Origin of the sequence: Bifidobacterium sp. FKU (assembly GCF_026016385.1) — a bacterium.
Classification (GTDB): domain Bacteria; phylum Actinomycetota; class Actinomycetes; order Actinomycetales; family Bifidobacteriaceae; genus Bifidobacterium; species Bifidobacterium infantis.
Map to the genome: position 1 here is coordinate 85925 of NZ_CP092888.1, position 20134 is coordinate 106058.

Annotated in this window: 19 protein-coding genes and 1 tRNA gene; 10 read left to right on the forward strand and 10 right to left on the reverse strand. The window is 61.2% G+C overall.

Going from position 1 to position 20134, the window contains the following annotated elements:
* Positions 1-37: 37 nt before the first annotated feature.
* From MMB48_RS00365 to MMB48_RS00375, 3 genes are read left to right on the forward strand one after another with little or no spacing between them, the layout of a single operon-like run.
* Positions 38-2680, forward strand: a complete 2643-nt coding sequence (locus MMB48_RS00365) for a bifunctional lysylphosphatidylglycerol flippase/synthetase MprF (RefSeq protein WP_230581284.1) — start codon at positions 38-40, stop codon at positions 2678-2680.
* 37 nt (positions 2681-2717) lie between these two features.
* Entirely contained in the window at positions 2718-3695 is a 978-nt protein-coding gene (msrB, locus tag MMB48_RS00370) for a peptide-methionine (R)-S-oxide reductase MsrB (protein ID WP_032745077.1), read from the forward strand.
* On the forward strand, positions 3692-4381 hold the full coding sequence (locus MMB48_RS00375) for a pyridoxamine 5'-phosphate oxidase family protein (RefSeq protein ID WP_032745075.1): 690 nt from the start codon (positions 3692-3694) through the stop codon (positions 4379-4381). Before msrB ends, MMB48_RS00375 begins: the two co-directional genes overlap by 4 nt.
* Before the next feature lie 394 nt (positions 4382-4775).
* Here the strand turns inward: MMB48_RS00375 and MMB48_RS00380 are convergent, their stop codons facing one another.
* The 3 genes from MMB48_RS00380 to MMB48_RS00390 are packed head-to-tail and all read right to left on the reverse strand — an operon-like array spanning position 4776 to position 6887.
* Entirely contained in the window at positions 4776-5414 is a 639-nt protein-coding gene (locus tag MMB48_RS00380; protein ID WP_320109846.1) for a DUF4928 family protein, read from the reverse strand.
* Positions 5372-5692 (reverse strand): DUF4928 family protein, encoded by a 321-nt coding sequence (locus tag MMB48_RS00385; protein ID WP_257798035.1) that lies wholly within the window; start codon positions 5690-5692, stop codon positions 5372-5374. The genes MMB48_RS00380 and MMB48_RS00385 overlap by 43 nt, the downstream gene beginning before the upstream one ends.
* Positions 5693-5714: 22 nt before the next feature.
* Positions 5715-6887, reverse strand: a complete 1173-nt coding sequence (locus MMB48_RS00390) for a DNA cytosine methyltransferase (RefSeq protein ID WP_012576543.1) — start codon at positions 6885-6887, stop codon at positions 5715-5717.
* Between the two features lie 290 nt (positions 6888-7177).
* On the opposite strand from MMB48_RS00390, the gene MMB48_RS00395 reads away from it, so the two are divergent.
* Positions 7178-7510, forward strand: coding sequence for a putative heavy metal-binding protein (locus tag MMB48_RS00395; RefSeq protein ID WP_032745074.1), 333 nt, complete (start codon positions 7178-7180; stop codon positions 7508-7510).
* 33 nt (positions 7511-7543) lie between these two features.
* Here MMB48_RS00395 and trhA read toward each other — a convergent pair whose 3' ends face one another.
* On the reverse strand, positions 7544-8386 hold the full coding sequence (trhA, locus tag MMB48_RS00400) for a PAQR family membrane homeostasis protein TrhA (RefSeq protein WP_136527121.1): 843 nt from the start codon (positions 8384-8386) through the stop codon (positions 7544-7546).
* A 369-nt stretch (positions 8387-8755) separates the two neighbouring features.
* Between trhA and MMB48_RS00405 the strand changes: the two genes are divergently transcribed.
* From MMB48_RS00405 to MMB48_RS00415, 3 genes are all read left to right on the forward strand, one after another.
* Positions 8756-9178 (forward strand): Hsp20/alpha crystallin family protein, encoded by a 423-nt coding sequence (locus tag MMB48_RS00405; RefSeq protein ID WP_012576546.1) that lies wholly within the window; start codon positions 8756-8758, stop codon positions 9176-9178.
* Positions 9179-9233: 55 nt separating this feature from the next.
* Positions 9234-9848, forward strand: a complete 615-nt coding sequence (locus tag MMB48_RS00410) for a DJ-1/PfpI family protein (RefSeq protein WP_032745072.1) — start codon at positions 9234-9236, stop codon at positions 9846-9848.
* A 251-nt stretch (positions 9849-10099) separates the two neighbouring features.
* Entirely contained in the window at positions 10100-10420 is a 321-nt protein-coding gene (locus MMB48_RS00415; protein ID WP_012576548.1) for a hypothetical protein, read from the forward strand.
* A 126-nt stretch (positions 10421-10546) separates the two neighbouring features.
* On the opposite strand, the gene MMB48_RS00420 is transcribed toward MMB48_RS00415, so the two are convergent.
* The 6 genes from MMB48_RS00420 to tgt form a co-directional block, all read right to left on the reverse strand.
* Entirely contained in the window at positions 10547-10909 is a 363-nt protein-coding gene (locus tag MMB48_RS00420) for a type II toxin-antitoxin system PemK/MazF family toxin (protein WP_229773807.1), read from the reverse strand.
* Positions 10896-11135 carry a hypothetical protein gene (locus tag MMB48_RS00425; RefSeq protein WP_012576550.1) on the reverse strand — a complete coding sequence of 80 codons (240 nt, stop codon included), beginning with the start codon at positions 11133-11135 and terminating at the stop codon, positions 10896-10898. Before MMB48_RS00425 ends, MMB48_RS00420 begins: the two co-directional genes overlap by 14 nt.
* A 112-nt stretch (positions 11136-11247) precedes the next feature.
* Positions 11248-11502, reverse strand: a complete 255-nt coding sequence (locus MMB48_RS00430) for a hypothetical protein (RefSeq protein ID WP_014484483.1) — start codon at positions 11500-11502, stop codon at positions 11248-11250.
* A gap of 54 nt (positions 11503-11556) precedes the next feature.
* Positions 11557-11763 carry a transposase gene (locus tag MMB48_RS00435; protein ID WP_157860784.1) on the reverse strand — a complete coding sequence of 69 codons (207 nt, stop codon included), beginning with the start codon at positions 11761-11763 and terminating at the stop codon, positions 11557-11559.
* A gap of 105 nt (positions 11764-11868) precedes the next feature.
* Positions 11869-11954, reverse strand: a tRNA-Leu gene (locus MMB48_RS00440).
* A gap of 138 nt (positions 11955-12092) precedes the next feature.
* Positions 12093-13406: a tRNA guanosine(34) transglycosylase Tgt gene (gene tgt / locus MMB48_RS00445; protein ID WP_012576551.1), complete on the reverse strand. Its 1314-nt coding sequence runs from the start codon at positions 13404-13406 to the stop codon at positions 12093-12095.
* A gap of 416 nt (positions 13407-13822) precedes the next feature.
* Between tgt and MMB48_RS00450 the strand changes: the two genes are divergently transcribed.
* The 3 genes from MMB48_RS00450 (at position 13823) to urtA (ending at position 20074) form a co-directional block, all read left to right on the forward strand.
* Complete coding sequence (locus tag MMB48_RS00450; protein ID WP_032745066.1) at positions 13823-15865, forward strand: S1C family serine protease; 2043 nt, start codon at positions 13823-13825, stop codon at positions 15863-15865.
* A gap of 395 nt (positions 15866-16260) precedes the next feature.
* On the forward strand, positions 16261-18423 hold the full coding sequence (locus MMB48_RS00455) for a heavy metal translocating P-type ATPase (RefSeq protein ID WP_032745064.1): 2163 nt from the start codon (positions 16261-16263) through the stop codon (positions 18421-18423).
* A gap of 349 nt (positions 18424-18772) precedes the next feature.
* Entirely contained in the window at positions 18773-20074 is a 1302-nt protein-coding gene (gene urtA / locus MMB48_RS00460; protein WP_080714887.1) for an urea ABC transporter substrate-binding protein, read from the forward strand.
* Positions 20075-20134 lie beyond the last annotated feature (60 nt).

The following is a 20134-nucleotide window of genomic DNA, read 5'->3' on the forward strand; positions in this document are numbered from 1 at the left end:
CGAAGAACAACAGCATGGGAACGCGCAGCCGGCGGCCATGCCGCAGACGCGGCGGCCTCTGCGGGACGCGGAACCCTCGCGGACGAAGCCCACCACGACCTCCCGAGCCACCAAACCGCATACGGCAAGATCCAGCCATGCGGCGGAAAGCTGGCGTGAACTGGCCGGCGACGTGCGGCAGTGGGCGGACGACCACCGGTTGGCCGTCACCGCCACGGCGGCGCTGGTGACGCTGAATCTGGCGGCGTGGCTGGTGGCCGCGATGGCCGGATTCGCGTTTCCGCTGCGGCTCAGCACCAGCATGGCCACATTCAACGCCGGCAAACTCATCTGCTCGCTGTTCCTGGCGCGCGGCGTCATCCAACTTATGGTCGACGCCGTCCTGTGGCTCGTCATGCTGTCGATAGCCGAACCATGGCTCGGCCGTGTGCGCACCGTCGTCACCGCGCTCGCCTGCGCGGCCGGCGGCGTGCTGGCGGGCCTGACCCTGTGCGCGGCGGCCGGATGGATGTTCCAGGACTCCCTGTTCGTCTCCCGCATGCGGTTCGCATTGAGCCCGCTGGTGTTGCCGGTCGGCGCGCTCATGGCGGCCAGCGCGTTCTGCAGCCACCTACGGCGCAGGCGCATCCGACTCGTCGGCTATGTGGCGATCCTGGTCACGTTGCTCTACAGCGGCAACCCCAGCGGCTACTGCATCCTCGCCGCCGCGCTGATCGGCCATGCCGCCGGCCGTGTGATGGCCGGGCCGCCCGCGCACGTCGAAGCCGAATGGCACTGGCTGCGCAGCACCTCCTTCGAGGCACGACGCATATTCGCGGCCATCGCCGTGGTACTGGCCCTGGGGCCGGTCATCGCCATCACCTCCCATAACCATGCGGGCCCGCTCAGCACGATCGGCCTGCTCATGAGCCCGGTTTCCGTCGACAACGGCATGCTGGCCAAATGCCTGGCTGGTGACACGCACGGCGGATGCTTCCTGCAGTTCAATCTGCTGCGGGCCTCGATGCCCGGCGCGGTGCTGCGCTCGCTGCTGCCCACTGCCGTGACCTTGGTGCTGGCGTGGGGCCTGTATCGCGGACGTCGGTTCGCGGCCATCTGCACCGTGGCCATCAACCTGTTCACGGTGGCCATCGCCGTCGCCTACTATCTGGTCGTGCCGCTGAGCTTCGCGCCGGACGGCATGGCCTCCCTGCTGCAGCACGGCGCGATCGTGGCCTGCGTGGCGAACGTCCTGCCCCCGCTGCTGTTCGCCGTCGCCCTGCTGGCGGCAATGAAACACTTCCCGATTCGCATCGGCTGGCGCAGGCTGGTCGGCGGCATCGGCGCCATCGTGCTGGCCTGGCTGGCGTGCGCCGCCATATACCTGATATACGGTATTGCCCAACCCGCCACCTTCTCGCCACGCGCCACCGCCTCGTCGCTGCTGGCCGAACTGCCGGGCCGGTTCCTGCCCATCGGCTTCCTGAGCCATATGAAGCTGTCGTTCGTGCCGCGCACTCCAATGGCTTCGATCGTGTACCAAGGCGTCGGCCTGGTGTTCTGGATCGTGGTGCTGGCCGTGGTGATCCACTGGATGGGCGACGTGAGCGAATCGAACGAGCTGGCCCGTGCGCGCGCCGAACGTCTGGTCGAAACCGGCGGCGAATCGATGAGCTTCATGACCACATGGGAAGGCAACAGCTACTGGCTGTCCCCCACGGGCAGATCGGCCGTGGCGTATCGCGTGCTCAACGGCATCGCCCTGACCTGCACCGGACCATTCGGCGATCCAGCGGAATGGATGGACGATCTGAACGGTTTCACCCAGTACTGCGTGGAACGTTCGCTGTCGCCGGTGTTCTACGGCGTGCATCGGGAACAGCGCGACGCGTTGCTGGAAGCCGGCTGGAACTCCATCGAGGTCGGCAGCGAGATGGTGGTCGACCCGCGCAACTGGAAGACGACCGGCAAGAAGTGGCAGGATGTGCGCACCGCCATCAACAAGGCCAAACGCGATGGCGTGAGCGACGTGCAGTCCACCTTCCTGGAAGCGTCGCTTGACGTGCGCGAGCAGATCGAGGACATTTCCGAGGAATGGGCGCAACTCAAGGCGTTGCCGGAGATGAGGTTCACGCTCGGCGGCGTCGAGGAGCTCCGCGACCCGCGTGTGCGGCTGCTGTACGCCGTCGACGCGGACGGGCGCGTGTTGGGCGTCACCAGTTGGCTGCCGACCTGGCGCGAAGGGCGCATTGTCGGCTGGACGTTGGATTTCATGCGCCATCGCACCGACAGCCCCAACGGCATCATGGAGTTCCTGATCGCGCGCATGGCCGAGCGTCTGCGCGACGAGGGCGAAGCCGATCCCGCGCACGCCGTGGAGTTCATGAGCCTGTCCGCGGCGCCCCTGGCCGGCATGAATCCCGATCGGGACAACGCCGGGGAGGACGGGGCACCGGCCAGCGAAGGCACGCAGGTGCTCCAGCACGCGCTGCAGATTGTGGCCGACTGGATGGAACCCGCCTACGGCTTCCACTCGTTGTTCAACTTCAAACGCAAATTCCAGCCCACCGAGGCGCCGGTCTACGTGTGCTATCCCGATCCGGCCGCGTTGCCGAAGATCGGACTCGCCGTGGTGCGCGCCTATGTGCCCAGCGTGACGGCCGCCGAAGTGGCCGGCATGCTCAGCACGCTGCGGTCGTGAACGGCGCGCGCCGTCATGGCGTAGTAACGTGGGACGCATGAACGAACGAAACAACGAGCGCGGCGACGGCACCGCGCAGGTCGCATACTTCGCCGGCGGCTGCTTCTGGGGGCTGGAGCGCTACTTCCAGAACGTCGACGGCGTCACGGACACCACGGTCGGCTACGCGCAATCCACCGTCGAATCGCCGACCTACGAGCAGGTATGCGCGGGCGGCACCGATGCGGCCGAAACCGTGAAAGTCGAGTTCGACCCGTCGCGGGTCAGCCTGCGGACGCTGACATTGCTGTTCCTGGAGGTCATCGACCCGTTCTCCGTGGACCAGCAGGGCGAGGACCGCGGCCGGCAGTACCGCACCGGCATGTTCTACACGGACGAGACGCAGCGCGCCGTGTATGTGGCGGCTCTGGAGCAGCTGGTCGACCGCCAGCCGCAGCGCCCGGCCGTACTGGTCGAACCGCTGCGCAACTTCTACCCGGCCGAGGCACACCATCAGGACTATCTGGTGAACAATCCGTCGGGGTATTGCCACGTGCCGGTCGCGGCGATTGCGAACGTGAAACGCCGCCAGAAGTATGTGGAGCGCATCTGGGACCTGACGCTCGAACAGTTCGCCGTCACGCAGAACGCCGCCACCGAGCGCCCGTTCGTCAACGAGTACGACGAGAAATTCGAGCCCGGCATCTACGTGGACATCGTCAGCGGCGAGCCGCTGTTCTCATCGCGCGACAAGTTCGATTCCGGCTGCGGCTGGCCCGCGTTCTCCCGCCCGATTGCCGGTGACTTGCTGACCGAGCATGAGGACCACCGCATTCCGGGCCGCGACCGCATCGAAGTGCGCACGTCGGACACACAGATTCACTTGGGCCACGTGTTCACCGACGGCCCGGCCGACTGCGGCGGCCTGCGCTACTGCATGAATTCCGCCGCCCTGCGCTTCGTGCCGCGCTCGCGCATGGCCGAGGAAGGCTACGGCGACTGGATTGCGGTTGTGGATGGGGATGATCAGGCATGAGCATGGAGAATATCGCGGGCGCTCGCAAGCCCGCCAAGCGTGAGGATGAGCACACGGTCGCCGGCGAGCATCGCATGATGCGCCGTGCGGACCGTGAGGTGACCGACCCCGAGCAGATCGCCGCGATTATCGCCGCTTGCGACATCGTCGAAGTGGCATATGCGGATGCTGAGGGCCTGGCCATCGTGCCGCTGAATTTCGGATTTGATTATGAGTATGACGAGGCCGATGGTGTTGCCGCAACAGCCTTGGTGAACGGTGCTGAGACGGTCGGCAGCACGGGAGTCGTGGCAGCCGATGAGGTGGGGTGCCCCGGCAAACTGACGCTCTGGTTCCACTCCGCGCCGCGCGGCCGCAAGCTCGACGCGATTCGCGCCGCCGCCGGTGGCCGACTGCCCGTGGCTTTCACCATGCAGACCGACTGCGAGGTGGTGGCGGGCCGCACCACGTGCAATTGGGGTGAGGCGTTCAAGTCGATCGTCGGCAATGGCACGGCGTCACTGGTCGAGGATCTGGATGAATGCCGCCACGGCTTGCAGACGCTGATGGCGCAGCAGGCGCATATGCCGAATGTGGAATTCACTGATGCGCAGGTCCGCAGCGTCACGGTGTGGAAGATTGAGTCCGACTACTTCACCACCAAAGTCCGCACCAAACCCGTGCCCGCACACATGCATCAGCGTTAGCCGGGGATAGCGCGCCACCTCCCCACTGGCGGGAGGCAGCGCGCAGCGCCGGTGGATGGCCCACGTCCGGACCCGATAGACTTGCCGCCATGGCAGCAGTGACAGTGGTAATTACCAGCTACAATCAGGGCCCGTTGATTCACGAGGCAGTCGAGTCGTCATTTTTTAGTGGCATTCGCAGCTATCGAATTATCGATGATATCGGCTATCGCAGTATTCAAGTCATACCCAACAGAACGCATGGACTCCAGCAGGTTGGGATTTGGCGCACATGTTCGTTCTCTCACAGTGATACCTCGATGTGCTTAAAGTTGCTTGCAAAATCTAATGTAACGGACGTTAAGAACGGTTTTCGGATAATCAATTAAGATTGGCGGCTAGTATAAGCATCTTTCTAATTACTGTACTCAATACGCAAGCTGGGGTCTGTCTCGTATGTGTCAATAATCTTGTTGTAAGAGGTGACCAAATCAGTGAGCATTGTTTTGCGTCCATCTTGGCTAAAATGACCATGCTCATGGACATTGGTTGACAGGAATGACTGAATATCCCAGACCTCCAATCGTTCAGCGAAGCCCATATCCGCTGCCAAATACCAAGCAGTTTTCACTCGGTCTTTCACCGTGATAATGATTGGATGAAGGCCATTCTTGATATTGCGCTGGCATTTCTCCATAAGCAACGTGGCTGGAGCGGTAGTGCAGTGTATGGCGGTATCTCCGATATTGAAGTCGCCGCCTCGCCCGGTGGGGTCATCTGCTACTGAAGCTCCGTTGATTTCCACTTCCGGCATGATAATAGACAGCTTTGCTGCCACGAGCTGCTGCAGCACCGTGCCCTCGTACATGGTACCGGGATTCTCTTTTTGCCGCTTCTTGGCCTGCTCTAACAGATTGCCTACTGCTGCGGTGATTGAGAGTGACTCATCGGCCTCTAGCCTGAATGGCTTACTATTGAAGAACTTGCGTATACGATCAATCCAAAAACGCTCTATCTCGCTGAAATCTTTGCTGGACGGCCGCTCTTCATTAATGAGCGCTGCAAATCTTTCATTATGCCCATAAGGCCGCGGCTAGTTCGACCACCTTCGGACGCGAGCACCCTCTTGATGTGGTACTCCTCTAAAATGCTTTGGCAGTTCGCACCACTCAGTCCTTTGACCTGTCCTTCTTTACCCGTGAGATAATCATCGGGATTGATTGGCAATGTATCTTTCGAGAAGGCGCGGTTGAGCTGCAGTATGCCGGCTAGGTTGCCTTTGGTGTTAATGCCGTGGCTCTTTCGAAACTCCTCGATGGCGTCAATACCCATGCTCGCTCTCCTTCGACGACTATCAAGCTGACCGTAGCTCGTGTTGCTGCTTTGCCTTGTCCAATGTACCGCGAAGTGCTGGCATGAAGTAGTGCTCGCCAAGCCATTCGACTACAGGTACTGCCACTGCGTCACCGAAGCCGAACAAGGCTTGGTTGGTGCGCAGACCATTAAGGTTGTAATGAGATGCGCCCATAAGTGCCGCGTACTCCTTTGGAGTCATCCAGCGCACTGCCGTCGACCCCTTGCCGAGTCGTACCACGGCTTGTCTTGAAGAACCCCCGCGAGCTGTTCGTAGACATCCCGAAATGTCATCCGCTCGGACTTCCCACGTGGGTTTCCCGTTCCGAGTGCGCCTGTATGCCGTTCGATAAGAGATGAACGGATTGTCCTTCAGCTTCATCACTCTCTCTGATTGCACAGCGGACAGTGAGTCAAGAAATGCCGTTAGCTTGCCCTTAGGCCACCATCGGGAATCATCGTCTGACATCTCTTCGGCGTACATGCCAAAGCCCGCCATAAGTGGTTCCGGCGGTTCCGGCAGAACTGCCCTGTGCATACGCAGGGAGGTATCGGCAAACACCTGTTGCAACCAATCTGGCCGTAGTGGGGAATTGGCTTGCGAGCCCTCAGGAGGATTGGTTAGGCCGACCAAGAACAGTCTGGGGCGGGACTGGGGCACAAAACGCCGAGCGTCGATTGACAGCGCGTCAACTGAATATCCCAGTTGGTTGAATGCGCTTACTGCTGCTGCTATATCCTCGCCTGAGTGAGACGTAGCAAGACCTGCGACATTCTCAAGTACGGCTACAGGTGGCCTATTGTTGCCCATCTCTTCCAGGAGGCGGATATACTGCCAGAAAGCGCTGGACTGTTTGCCGTTCAACCCTGTACGGGTTCCAGCCAGAGATATATCGGTACAAGGGGAGGAGCCCCAAGCAATGGAGATATTGTGAGGCAAGTCAGAGCCATGTAGCTCACCCATGTCCCCCTCGATCAGGGTATGTTCCTGCTCATTGTTGCCGAACTGGTTCCTATACATCTGGCATTTGGCGTGATCTATATCGTTCGACCACGCCACGTGGAAGCCAGCCTCTTCGAGGCCTAGGCGGGCAAGCCCTATGCCGGCAAAGAACTCAAGCGCTTGTGGTGCGGTTGAGCCGATACGGGTAGCCCCGCTGGATGCACCAGTCATGCCCTGTTCCTTTCCGATTTCTGACATTCACTGGTACTAGTGTACGTGCTGCTTGCTATGAAATCGTATGCGTATTCGCTGTGGCGCGCTCCTCCTATGACATCTACCAGCATTTTTTGGCGGCGAAACGCGCATTTGATTACGCAATCGCGTGGATTGAAGATGTCGGGAAAGGCGCTCTCGACTATTGTGGTAGCCAAGAGAAGCGATCCGTTTCCGAGGTGAGATTCGGGAACGGTCCGACTCTCGGCAGTGATTTATCTACGCAGACAAGCCAAAGGAGCCTCGCCATGATTCTCGTCACCACCACCCCGTCCGTCGACGGATACACCATCACCAACTACCAGGGCATCGTCTTCGGCGAAGTGGTATCCGGTGTGAACATGTTCAAGGATCTTGGCGCGGGCCTGCGTAACATGTTCGGCGGGCGCAGCCAGGGCTATGAGGAAGAGCTGATGCGCGCCCGCAACGAGGCCATCGCCGAGATGCAGCGGCGCGCGGAGGCTCTAGGCGCACACGCCGTGGTCGGCGTGGACATTGATTACGAAGTGCTCGGCGCCGACAACGGCATGCTTATGGTCACCGCATCCGGCACCGCCGTGCAGATTTCACGGCGTGCCTGAGGATTTGAGCGGGCTGCGCGGAGGTCGCGCGGATTATAACGCGCAGACGATCAGGTAGATCGCCACGATGTGGCAGGCGTACCCGATGACCGTGCCCAAGTGGAACACTTCATGGAACTCGAACCAGCCGGGCACGGGGTTGGGTCTGCGCAACGCGAAGCACACGGCGCCGGCGATGTATGCGGCCCCTCCGCATGCGATGAGTATGGTTGGCGCGGGGCCGACCGCGGGAGCCGTCCAAAGCTGCGGGATAAGCGTCACCGGTGCCAGTCCGAGCACGATGTACACGGTGGTGAACACCCAATTCGGGGTTCGCAGCCAGACGATATGCAGTATCGTGCCGATGGCCGCGGTCACCCAGATCACCGTGAGGTATGGGCGGCGCGTGCCCGGGTCGAGCGCGAAAAGCACGGGTGTGTTGGTGCCTGCGATAATGAGGAAGATATTCGAATAGTCGATGCCGCACAGCACACGGGTCACCGCCGTGCTTCGCCACGGCACGACGTGCAGGAGCGAGCTGTTGCCGAACAGCAGCATGGCCGATGCACCGTACACCGCGCACGCCGCTTTGACGGGGCCGGACGGTGCGATGCAGATCAGCACGATGGACGCCGCGATGCACAACGGTAGGGTGGCGAGGTGCAGCCATCCACGCAGTCGGGGTTTGCGATTGCCGAATGCGTCCACGGGGACGATGCGGCGTCTGACCGTTTTCAGTGCTGCCTTGGCTTGGCGGTAGTGCGACTGCGCGGCCCGGTATCGCGCCGACGCGCGATTCAGTGCGGCGACGGCATCGTCCATCCGGTCGCCGGTGTGCGGAGGCGTGGTCGTCGCGGCGGGGGACGCCGCCCGTGCCGTGCCGGTGGGAGCGCTCATATCGATCACCTCGCTGTGGCCGGCGCGTTTCCGGCCGCTAACTTACGTTACCGTAACGTAGTACGGGGCGGCGCGGCAGTCAAGGTCGGCAACGGCAATCCGGTGCATGTTCGATTATCCCGATTCGGTCGCGCCGCGGACGAAGGTGCACGGAGCGCTTCACCGTGAGCGTAATTACGGAATGAGAGCCGCCGGCAAGGGTTGGGTGGAGCGAAAGGTCAAGGTCGGGAGCCCGGAACGGTGCCGGATGCGGCAACGAACCCGGTCGCCGGCGTCGCTGGATGGTGACATCGCGGCGGCGGTCGCACGGTCGGCTGCCAAGCCGCATTACTCCGCGCGTGCAACGCGTTGATTGAAGGAGTACCGATTATGGCGATGTTTCCGTCTCTGATGAATGACACGATGTTCTCCGACCTGTTCGACGATCCGTTCTTCGAAGGTTGGCGCAACGTGGATCATGCCGTTGCGGACGGTCCGACCATGCAGACGGGCATGATGAACACTGATGTTCGGGAGACCGATAAGGACTACATCGTCGACATCGACATGCCCGGCTTCAGGAAGGACGATGTCTCGCTGAATCTGCAGAACGGCTATCTGACCGTTTCCGCGCGTCGCGACGACTCCCACGAAGACAAGGACTGCAATGGCCGTTGGCTGCGTCGTGAACGCTATGCCGGCTCCTGCTCGCGCAGCTTCTTCGTTGGCGAGGACGTGAAGGATTCCGACATTCACGCCAGCTACAAGGATGGCACGTTGTGCTTGGAAATGCCGATGCCGGATATGCGATAACCCTTTCCGTCGATCTTCAGGGGAATATCAGCCTTTCGTGTTATGTTTTCTCCCTATGAAAAAGGTGTATGTATATGTATTGAACGACATGGCGGAATGTGAAATAGGTTATATTCTACAAGCGTTCAGTATGGAAAAACTATTAAAAAATGGAACAAAAGAATTTGAAGTAGAAACGGTTGCTTGTAATAAGAAACCCATCCTAACTTTGGGCGGGTTGACCATTATTCCGGATCGCGCTATATCGGAAGTCGATTTCAGCAATATCGCGGCTCTGCTTTTGCCGGGTTCTTCCGCTTGGGGCAGTGAAGACAATCAGGAGATATTGAAAAAGGCGCAGGAGTGTCTACGTAATGATATTCTGGTTGGTGCTATTTGCGGGGCAACTCTTGCGCTTGCCGATTATGGTATATTGGATAGATTCAAACATACAAGCAACTCTCTGGAATATCTGAATTTCTTCTCAAAGAACTATGCAGGGCAGGACTTGTATGTTTGTTCTAATTCTGTTTCGGACAGGAACCTGGTGACGGCAAATTTGGCAGGTTCATTGGAATGGACAAAAGATATTTTAAAGAATCTTAATGTGTATTCCGATAAGAAGATTGATGCATTTTATAATTACTATTCAACAGGCGATGCGAAGTATTATGATGAGCTCCTACAATAGAGGGTGGTCACGGGTCGTTGGCTTTCCCGCGGGAGCCGGATTACATGCATGATTTGTTCGCAGTGAGCCGTATGCACTACGATATGGCTGGTTATCGTAGTGCTCGCCCTCCCATGGGGTGAGCCGACTCCTTTTGGCTGTTGCTGCTCGATCTACACGGGCCGATTCTCGCAATCGCACTTGTCCTGATTTGGTGGCGATGACTCTTTACTCTATACTCGGCATAAAGACCCAGCAAAGGAGCATGCGACATGAACGCCGTTAAACATATCCTTATGACGGTCTGCACAGGCATTGTCCTCTGGCTCATGACATTGGTGGGAGGACTCGCCTGGGCGATGTTCTCCACCCCGGGCAGCCGGCAGCGCACAGAGGCGCTCTGGGGAGCCGTCTACTTCGAGACAAGCCCCTCCAAGAACGGGGTTCTGATGCAATTCGGATTGGAGAACATGCGATCGGTCCTGCTGTTGCTGCTCGCTTGCCTTGCGGCGTGCGCTGCAATCAGTCTGATCGCGAAGGCCTGCATCAAAGGCCATGCGGCAATGTGCAAGCCGAAGCGAATCACCCGCTAGCAGGCGCTTGCATGTGCCGTACTTGGACCATGCGCCGATGCCACGGCCGCCATATGCCTGACAGGATTATACGGCCCTCCCTTCGGCTGGCTGGTCGTCGTGCAACAGATGAGTGGGATATGAATTCTATCTGGTGCGCTTGTAGGGCAACGAGTCGCTGGTCAATTCCAAGCCGTCGGCGACTTTGGCCGCGTCACTATTGGACAGCGAACCAAACCACTTGTATAGATCACCGGGCAGGAACTCGTAACGCTGCCCGCAACGGACGAGCGATGGCTTCAACAAACCGGCCTGCTGCCAGTCGGCAAGAACAATGTCGCCCGGCTCGTTCCAGTTGATGTTGCCAGTGACTTTGACGATCACGCCCGATACACCGTCGTCGCCGACTTCGGTGACGACCACCGGCCGGACTTTGCCGACGCCCGGATGGTCGGGGAACTCGACCCACATCAGCCACACGTCATAGGGCTTCACATCAGAGGTTGTCATAGATGTCATCTTCCGGGTCGTCCCAATCGGCCGGCATGATCGCACGCCCCGATGCGGAACGCTCGAACCTGCGCACCGTGTTCACCTTGACCACGCGTCGCGGACCATAGCCTCCGGCGACATAGCCGGCCAAGTACGCGCCGATGAGCGACGTGAGATTGTCGCCACGGCTTTCCGCAACCTCTTCGGCGGTCTTGTACACAGGCAAAGACTCAACAGCTGTCATCACACACCACCTTTCCTGATTGCTCCAATTATATCGATTGCGCTTGGCGGTTTACGAGCGTCATGCGACGGACTTACGCAAGAGACCACATAACCCAGCCGGACAGGGAACGTCAGTCGTCGTCATCGTCCCATCCGCGCGGATATAGTCCGACTCCATCCCCGCGATACGCAACTGGCCTGATGATGCAGTCGGCGTCGTGATTGACCTTAAGTTCCGGATATCCATCCGCGTCGCGGCGGATGTCATCATGCACAGCATCAACGGGATGGATCGGGCCGCGCATGACAGGCCCCCGGCTTCCGCCGTAATCACCACGCTCGGCGGATTCGCTCCACTGTTCAAACTTTTCGTCTGGAATATTCATAGCACGCCTCCATCGTCACCCAACTTGTATGGAAGAATTTAGGGTGTGTTTACACTAGTTGTTTTTGCTGGTGTTTTTGAGTTGGATGGCGATGAGGGCGAGTTGGAGGTTGGCGAGGAAGGTAGCGTCGAGCCTGTCGTAGCGGGTGGCGGCCTCGCGGTAGTGCTTCATACGGTTGAAGATGCGTTCCACGACGTTCCGCCCCTTGTGCGCCTGCCTGTCATAGTCCCATGACTCCGCGCGGTTTCTCTTGGGCGGCACGACCGGCGTCAGGCCATATCAAAATGTGTTGTCACGAAGCTGGCTGTTGTCAAAACAAAAGGGCTGGAATCGTTGGTATTTCAACGATTCCAGCCCTTTACTTGCTGGTGCGAGTGGGGGGAGTTGAACCCCCACGAGCATACACTCACTGCCACCTGAAGACAGCGCGTCTACCATTCCGCCACACTCGCAGACAATCGACTAACTTACACCCAGATGCGCAATCATACAATCTTCGGCGTGTCGCGGTTGGCGGTTGGCGGTTGCCGTTCGGCGATCCGCAGGTGGCGGCATGATGCCGCGGCCGTCGGCGCGCGACGGCTACGGCATCACAGTCCCGGCTTGCGTTCGCCGTTGCCGTAGAAGTGAGCCATCGCGTCGTCGCGGAACTCATCGAAGTATCCGCCGTCGATGGCGGCGCGGATGTCGTCCAGCAGCTTCACGAAGAAATGTTCGTTGTGAATCGTGGCCAACGTGAAACCGTTGAATTCGCGTGCGCGAAGCAGGTGATCGACGTATGCGCGCGAGTAGTGACGGCACGTGTAGCAGTCGCATCCTTCCTCCAGCGGGCCGAAATCGAACTTGTGCTGGGCGCGTTTGATGTTGTATCGGCCCGACCTCGTGTAGATCGCGCCGTTGCGGGCGCAACGTGCGGGGGCCACGCAGTCGAAGGTGTCGCCGCCGTTCTCCACGCAGGCGAAGATGTCATCCACGGAGGCGATGCCGAGCACATGACGTGGACGGTTCTCCGGCATCGCGTCGCAGATCCATGCGCAGGTGTCGCCGATGAGACGCTTCTCGATCGCGCCGCCGATGCCCACGCCGTCGAAGTCCAGAGAGGCGATCTGCGCGGCCGCGCGCCGGCGCAGGTCCTCATAGTTCGCGCCCTGCACCACGCCGTACAAGGCCTGATACGGCCTGCCCAGGCGTTCCGCCGTCAGCCGCTGGTGCTCGTCCACGCAGCGACGGGCCCAGCGGAAGGTGCGCTCCACCGAGTCTTCCTGGTAGGAGCGGGTGTTCATCAGCGTGGTGAGTTCGTCGAACGCGAACATGATGTCTGCGCCGATTTTGTGCTGGATGCCCATCGAAATCTCAGCGGAGAAACGATGTGCGTCACCATTCAGAGGCGACTTGAATGTCACGCCGTCCTCGTCCACCCAGGCCATGCGTTCCTTGCCCTTGGCGATGATGTCGTCCGACTTCATGCCGGTCACGTCCATCGCCAGCGTCTTTTTGAACCCGACTCCTAGGGACATGACCTGGAATCCGCCGGAATCGGTGAACGTGGGCCCGTCCCAGTTCATGAAGTTCGCCAGCCCGCCGGCCGCGTCCAGCACGGCCTCGCCCGGGCGTTCGAACAGGTGGAAGGCGTTGGCCAGCAGACACTGCGCGCCGAGCTCCTTCATTTGCTCGGGCAGCACGGCCTTCATGGCGGCTTGCGTGCTCACCGGCACGAACGCGGGTGTGCGAATATCGCCGTGGGGCGTGTGGATGATGCCGGTGCGTCCGTATCGGGCACCGTCTCGCCCAAGCCCGCTGGCCGTGGATGGCAGGCGGGTGATTGTTTCGAAATGGAAGGCGCTGCGGTCGCCGGGCTGGCCGGGCTGCGCGCCCAACGGATGTTCAAGAAGGCTGATCGTCATATGTTCACTTTAGGCAGAAGGGCCAGAAAAGGGCTGGAAATTGTGAAGAACTCGGTTTCGAGGGGCGGATTTCGCCGCTCTCGAACGTCTACTTCCGCTTCAAGGGGCTCCTGGCCAAGTAGGCCGTCTGCAAAAATGGCGGAATGGCGTTAAATGAGGGCTCTTGATACTCGGAATTGACCGCGCGAACAGCCCCTTGAAGTGCAAGTAGATGTTCCCGAAACAGGAAATCAGCCCCTCGAAGCCGAGATGTCCATAAGACTCTGCGATGATTACGCATAGACTTTCAATCAACGTTCAGAAAACCCTCAGATTAACTGCCTTTACTAATGAGGTAGCACACGAGAAGCGGCAATGAGCAAGCGCCCGAATAGCCGCCGAACAGACGTGATAAGAATTTAGGAAAAGGAGTAGCAATGGCTGACGAATTCAACCCGCAGGGCGTCGACCAGACCCCGCGGAATAACGAAACCCCCAATGATACTGCCGATGCCGGCAGCGCCGAGCCGAAGAACCCGTTTGTAGGCGGCGACTCGGTCGATGCCGGCAACGCCAGCGATTCCAACGAGCAGCAAGCCCCGGTTTCCCCGTCCGCCCCCGCTGCCGATCAGCAGCCTACGCAAGCCGCTACTGACACCGCCGCCACCGAGCCCATCCCGGACTACGCCTCCGCCAAGGGCGAGAGCACGGTGGTCTCCTCCTCGCCGGCTTCTCCGGCAGCGCCGGCCGCAGACCAGACCTCGGCCACAACTCCGCTGTACCGCCCGGCCCCGGAATACGGCGCTTATGGTCCGACCCCGACTCAGGCACAGGGCCAGCAGGGCGGCCAGGCCGGCAACAATGCCCAGCCCACGCAGCAATTCCCGTTCGGTCAGTCTGCACAGCAAACCCCACAGGGCCAGCAAGGCAACCGCAATCCCTACTACACCAATAACCCGCAGCCGCAGGGCAACGGCAATCCGTTCAATCCGCCCACGCAGCCGCAGCAGAACATCGGCAACCCATTCGCCAGCCAGTCCGGCCAGAATGGCCAGAATGGCCAGCAGCCCCAGCAGGGCGGTCTGTTCGGTTTCGGCACTCCCGGTACCGGTACGCCGAACGGTCAAGGTCCGACCCAGCCGGGACAGCCCGGTCAGCCCGGCCCCGCCAAGCAGGGCATGTCCAAGACGGCGAGCAACATCCTCATCGCCGTGGTCGCCGCCGTCGTGTCCGCGGCCCTGTGCCGGGGCCTCGGCTACGGTGCCCTCACCAGCGGCCTGATCACCTTGCCGACCAGCAATTCGCTGTCCAACGTCAGCTCGAATAAGTCCGGCTCCGGGTCCGCCACCGCCAAGAGCGGCGAAGCCCCCGACTGGCAGACCGTCGCCAGCGATGTCTCCGGCTCCGTGGTCTCCATCCAGACCGCGTTGAGCAACGGCACCGCCAAGGGATCCGGCGCCATCCTCGACACCGAAGGCCACATCATCACCAACAACCACGTGATCTCCGGGGCCCAGCAGATCCAAGTGACGCTCGCCAACGGCAACATGTATTCCGCCACGCTCGTCGGCACCGACACCACCACCGATCTTGCGGTCATCAAGCTCGACAACCCGCCGAGCGACCTCAAGGCCGTGAAATTCGCCGATTCCGACAAGCTCGCCGTCGGCGAGAACGTGATGGCCATCGGCAACCCGCTCGGCTACGACGACACCGCCACCACCGGCATCGTCTCCGCCCTGAACCGCCCGGTGACCGTGACCGACGACAACAACAACGAGATCGTCACCAACGCCGTCCAGATCGACGCGGCCATCAACCCCGGCAACTCCGGCGGCCCGACCTTCAACGCGGCCGGCCAGGTGATCGGCATCAACTCGTCCATCGCCTCGACCGCCACCTCATCCGACTCCGCCGGTTCGATCGGCATCGGCTTCGCCATCCCGTCCAACCTCGTCAAGCGTGTGGCCGACGAGATCATCAAGGACGGCAAGGTCAAGCACGTTGCCCTCGGCGTGGTCATCAAGTCCGACACGGTTGAAGCCGACGGCGTGACCCGCGGCGGCGCGACCATCACCAAGTCCAGCGCCACCGGCAGCGCGGTCGTCTCCGGCGGCCCGGCCGACAAGGCCGGCCTCAAGGAGGGCGACACCATCGTGGCCTTCAACGGCAACGCGGTGAACAACAACTACTCGCTGCTCGGCTACGTGCGTGCCGCGGCTTTGGGAGACAAGGTGACGCTGACCATCGTGCGCGATGGCAAGACCATGGATGTGGACGTGACGCTCGATCAGGAGGAGTCGTCGGTGAACGGTTCGTCCGGCGCCAACGGCAACAGCAACGGCCAGAACAACAAGCGCAACCGGAACGGCGACGGCAACAACGGCGGCGACGATGGCAACGGCCAGAACGGCAACGGCCGCAACGATGGAGGCACCGGTGACGGCGGCGGCTTCACCGATCCGTTCGGCCTGTGGTAAAGGCCTGCGGTAAAGCGGATGGCGCGTCGCGCGACGGTGGACGATAGTCGCTGAACGCGCGTCGGGCCGGTCAGGGGCCGTGGCGGTGAGCGAGTCTGCCGCCTCGGCCCTTTCGCATATCCGATGCGTTCGGCGTGCCGCGCAGACTCGGCCATGCGGCGGATTGGGGGGCGCGCGATGCGCGGGGCAGGATGTCCCGAGCGATACCCATAATTATGGATACACATAACTGAATACGAACATCTTTACGCCGTGTATCGGAAGGTCACGCGGGAGCTGAGCGATGCGAGGCCCCAGGCATGGACGCCGGTGGGTTAACAAGGCGTGACCGCAGCGCCGATTGCGCGGGCCACGCTTGCCGCAATCGACTCCGTATACGAGCGTAAGGAGCAATGATGAGCAAACTCATCAGATTCTTCACCAAAATCCTCGACATCTGCAAGCTTGTGCCGATGCTTCCGGTCGTCGTCATCGCCGCGATTCCGTTGGCTTTACTGGGCGATTGGCGCCCGTGGGGCAATGCGATGGCGATTCCGGTACTCGGCAATCCGGGCTTCGGCCAGTGGCTGGTTATCGCACTGGTGCTGATTATCGTGATTGACACTGTGCGCGGCATGATTGACGATTTGCGTCATGGGCAGGTTGGAGTCGATGTGCTGGCCGTGGTCGCGATCCTCTCCACCGTGGCCGTCGCCGAATACTGGGCAAGTTGGGCGGTGACGCTGATGATCACGTCTGGCGAGGCCATTGAGGAATACGCTCAAGCCAAGGCCGAGCGCAGTCTGACCGCGCTGATGGCGGCCGCGCCGCAGACCGCGCACGTCGTCAACTTGCCCGGTGTGGGGCGTGGGTCTGCTGCCGATAAGGGCGATTCGTCCGATGGCTTCCGGCGTGTGGGCTCGGCTTCGGCTGCGGCCGCCGCGCACCGCTTCGACACGGTGCCGGTCGAGCAGGTGCAGCTGGGCGACGTACTCATGGTGCTGCCGGGCGAAACCGTGCCGGTTGACGGCGAGCTGCTGTCCGGCACGGCCACGCTCGACCTGAGCAATATCAACGGTGAACCGGTGCCGCGTGAAGTGTTCGCCGGCGCCCGCGTGATGTCCGGCGCGGTGAACGGCTCGACTGCATTGACCATGCGGGCCACCCAAGTGGCCGCCGATTCGCAGTACCAGCGCATCCTCGAGCTCGTGGCGTCCGCGCAGGAATCGCGGCCAGCCGTGGTGAAAACCGCTGACCGCTTGGCCGTGCCCTTCACCGTGCTTTCGTTGGTGATTGCCGGCGTCGCATGGGCGGTGTCCGGGGTGCCGACGCGATTCGCCCAGGTGCTGGTGTTGGCCACGCCCTGCCCGCTGCTCATCGCCGCACCGGTGGCATACATCGCCGGAACCGGACGTCTCGCCGCAGCCGGCGTGCTTATCAAAGCACAGGACGTGCTGGAAAACCTCGGCCGCGTCACGCAGGTGTTCTTCGACAAAACCGGTACGCTCACCGTCAAGCAGCCTCAGGTGGTGCGCGTCGAGATGTTGCCCGGCGCGGCGGCCCAGCTCGACGGGGACCATGTGCTGATGATGGCCGGCGTGGTGGAAAGCTATTCGGTGCATATCCTGTCCAAAGGCATCGCCAAGGCCGGAACGGAGGCGATGGCCAGACTGCGCCGGCAGTCCGAGAACGATGGGCGGCCATACCCCGAGTCGGACGCCGTCTGGTTCGGCGTCGGCCGCGAGCATCCGGTCGTCAAGGGCATCAACGAGGAGGCCGGCAAAGGCGTTTCCGGCGAAGTGAACGGGCACGTGGTGCGTGTGGGCCGGCTGTCTTTCGCCGCCGCCGGGAAGGACGGATTCCTGACGGCCGGCAACGCCGACCCCACTGGCCCGCGTCACGACCTGCGGCCCGGAACGGAGGCTGCCGGTGGAACGGAAGAGGATATCCTCACGCGCTTCGGCCTGCTGCAGCCGGACGAGATGGCGTCCTACGTGTCCATCGACGGCCAATTGATCGCACGCATCGTGCTGCGTGATGTGCCGCGCGCCAACGCCAGGACGGCGCTCGCCAAACTGCATGCGCTGGGCGTCGCCAGACTCGCCATGCTCACCGGCGACAAGCGCGCTTCGGCCGACATCATCGCGAACGAGGTCGGCATTGACGAGGTCCACGCCGAACTCTTCCCCGAAGACAAGGTCGCCGCCGTCAAGTCCGCCGCGGAAGACGGCAACGCCGTCACGATGATGGTCGGTGACGGCGTGAACGACGCCCCGGTGCTCGCCGTCGCCGACATCGGTGTGGCCATGACCGACGGCACCTCCACCGCCGCCTCCGAAAGCGCCCAGGTGGTCATCATGACCGATGACATCGCGGCCGTGCCGCGCGCCATCGCCATCGCCCGCCGCACCAAGCGTGTGATGCTGCAAGCCGTTATCGTCGGTCTTGCACTCGCCGTGATCGGCATGATCGTCGCCGCGTTCGATCTCATTCCGGTCGTCGTCGGCGCATTCCTCCAGGAGGCCATCGACGTGGTGAGCATCCTCTGGGCCCTCACCGCCCTGATCGATCGAGATTAGGGGACACGGCCCGCCGCGTACCGCGACATGGAGCCGGCCGTCGCACCGATCGCATATCGGTGCGACGGCCGGCTTGTTTTTGTCGTCGCTCTTCTTGCGTTCATGCCGTAAGGCCCGTTCCGGGCGATGCCGATGCCGCCCGTCTCGAAGCGCGGAACCGCGCCCGTCGGCATCCGGGCGAAATCCATCCCCGTATGTTCCCTTGTGAACACAGGGTTTTCGGCGTCTCGTTAACGAAGACGTCATACGTGAGACGTTTTGGAAACACAAGGGCAACACGACGCGCGAAAGGGGTTGGGATAAATGGGCATGTAACTGCTTGAGCGTCGTGCGAGAGAGGAACAAGCGTATGGCGAAGTTGGGAATGATGCGACCGGTCGCGGCCGCTATGGTGCTCGCCGCGGTGGTCGCCTTGACCAGCGGCTGTGGCTGGGGCCGCACCGTGGCCGACAGAAAGGCCATGGAATCCGATGGCTCCGGCACTCCTGCGCAAAGCTGTGTGGATACCAGCGCAAAGAGCATCGCCATCGGTTTCGTGAACTCGCTGAGCGGCACCATGGCCCTCTCCGAGAAGACCGTGTCCGATTCGCTGCATATGGCGGTCGATGAGATCAACGCCAAGGGTGGTGTGCTCGGCAAGAAATTGGAAGTCGTGCAACAGGACGGCAAGTCCGAACCGGCGGTGTTCGCGGAGAAAGCCAAGACCTTGATCGAAAAGAACTGCGTGGCGGCGGTGTTCGGCGGATGGACCTCCGCGTCCCGCAAAGCCATGAAGCCGGTGTTCGAAGCAGACGACGCGCTGCTGTTCTATCCGCTGCAGTATGAAGGCATGGAGGCCAGCCCCAATATCTTCTATACGGGTGCGGCGCCGAACCAGCAGATCGTTCCCGCTCTCGACTATCTCAAGGAGCAAGGCCGCAGAAGGCTGTTCCTTGTGGGATCCGATTATGTGTTCCCCCAAACCGCGAACCGCATCGTGCGCGCCTATGCGAAACACAATGGCATGCAGATCGTCGGAGAGGAATACACGCCGATGGGTGCCACGGACTTCAGCACCATCGTCAATAAGCTCAAGGCCTCGGGGGCTGACGCCGTGGTCAACACGCTGAACGGTGATTCCAACGTCGCGTTCTTCAAGGAATACAAGGCGTCGGGTCTGCAGGCGGACAGTCTTCCCGTCATCTCCATGTCCATCGCGGAAGAAGAAGTCGCCTCGATCGGCTCGGACAACGTCAAAGGCCAGTTGACCGCATGGAACTACTACCAGACTTTGGGCGACGAGGAAAACAGGACTTTCGTGAAGGATTTCAAAGCCAGGTACGGGCATGACAGACCGACCTCGGACCCGATGGAATCCGCCTACACCTCCGTGTACCTGTGGAAGGAGATGGTCGAGAAGGCGAAGAGTTTCGCCGTGGATGACGTCAAACGCGCCGCCGACGGCATCACGTTCGATGCCCCCGAAGGCAAGGTCACCGTCGATGGCGAAAACCACCACATTTACAAGACGTCGTATATCGGCCGGATCGGCGATGATCGCCTGATCCACACCGTGTGGAAGTCCGATGGCCCCATCAGGCCCGATCCGTATCTCAAGGCGTATGCGTGGGCCGGGAGCCTGCAGAGCCCGGGTTCGGATTCGTCCAAGTGAGTGAAGGGAGAAGGAGGGATGAACATGCTTGCACCGCGGATTGTCGAGGGACTACCAAGC

What these genes read in the sequence shown, in the direction of transcription:
- MMB48_RS00425 (WP_012576550.1), bottom strand. Translation starts at nt 11,135, where the DNA reads ATGACAGCTGTTGAGTCTTTGCCTGTGTACAAGACCGCCGAAGAGGTT.
- msrB (WP_032745077.1), top strand. Translation starts at nt 2,718, where the DNA reads ATGAACGAACGAAACAACGAGCGCGGCGACGGCACCGCGCAGGTCGCA.
- MMB48_RS00430 (WP_014484483.1), bottom strand. Translation starts at nt 11,502, where the DNA reads ATGAATATTCCAGACGAAAAGTTTGAACAGTGGAGCGAATCCGCCGAG.
- MMB48_RS00395 (WP_032745074.1), top strand. Translation starts at nt 7,178, where the DNA reads ATGATTCTCGTCACCACCACCCCGTCCGTCGACGGATACACCATCACC.
- MMB48_RS00365 (WP_230581284.1), top strand. Translation starts at nt 38, where the DNA reads ATGCCGCAGACGCGGCGGCCTCTGCGGGACGCGGAACCCTCGCGGACG.
- MMB48_RS00455 (WP_032745064.1), top strand. Translation starts at nt 16,261, where the DNA reads ATGAGCAAACTCATCAGATTCTTCACCAAAATCCTCGACATCTGCAAG.
- MMB48_RS00405 (WP_012576546.1), top strand. Translation starts at nt 8,756, where the DNA reads ATGGCGATGTTTCCGTCTCTGATGAATGACACGATGTTCTCCGACCTG.
- MMB48_RS00410 (WP_032745072.1), top strand. Translation starts at nt 9,234, where the DNA reads ATGAAAAAGGTGTATGTATATGTATTGAACGACATGGCGGAATGTGAA.
- MMB48_RS00415 (WP_012576548.1), top strand. Translation starts at nt 10,100, where the DNA reads ATGAACGCCGTTAAACATATCCTTATGACGGTCTGCACAGGCATTGTC.
- tgt (WP_012576551.1), bottom strand. Translation starts at nt 13,406, where the DNA reads ATGACGATCAGCCTTCTTGAACATCCGTTGGGCGCGCAGCCCGGCCAG.
- MMB48_RS00375 (WP_032745075.1), top strand. Translation starts at nt 3,692, where the DNA reads ATGAGCATGGAGAATATCGCGGGCGCTCGCAAGCCCGCCAAGCGTGAG.
- urtA (WP_080714887.1), top strand. Translation starts at nt 18,773, where the DNA reads ATGGCGAAGTTGGGAATGATGCGACCGGTCGCGGCCGCTATGGTGCTC.
- MMB48_RS00450 (WP_032745066.1), top strand. Translation starts at nt 13,823, where the DNA reads ATGGCTGACGAATTCAACCCGCAGGGCGTCGACCAGACCCCGCGGAAT.
- trhA (WP_136527121.1), bottom strand. Translation starts at nt 8,386, where the DNA reads ATGAGCGCTCCCACCGGCACGGCACGGGCGGCGTCCCCCGCCGCGACG.
- MMB48_RS00420 (WP_229773807.1), bottom strand. Translation starts at nt 10,909, where the DNA reads ATGACAACCTCTGATGTGAAGCCCTATGACGTGTGGCTGATGTGGGTC.
- MMB48_RS00390 (WP_012576543.1), bottom strand. Translation starts at nt 6,887, where the DNA reads ATGACTGGTGCATCCAGCGGGGCTACCCGTATCGGCTCAACCGCACCA.
- MMB48_RS00385 (WP_257798035.1), bottom strand. Translation starts at nt 5,692, where the DNA reads ATGGGTATTGACGCCATCGAGGAGTTTCGAAAGAGCCACGGCATTAAC.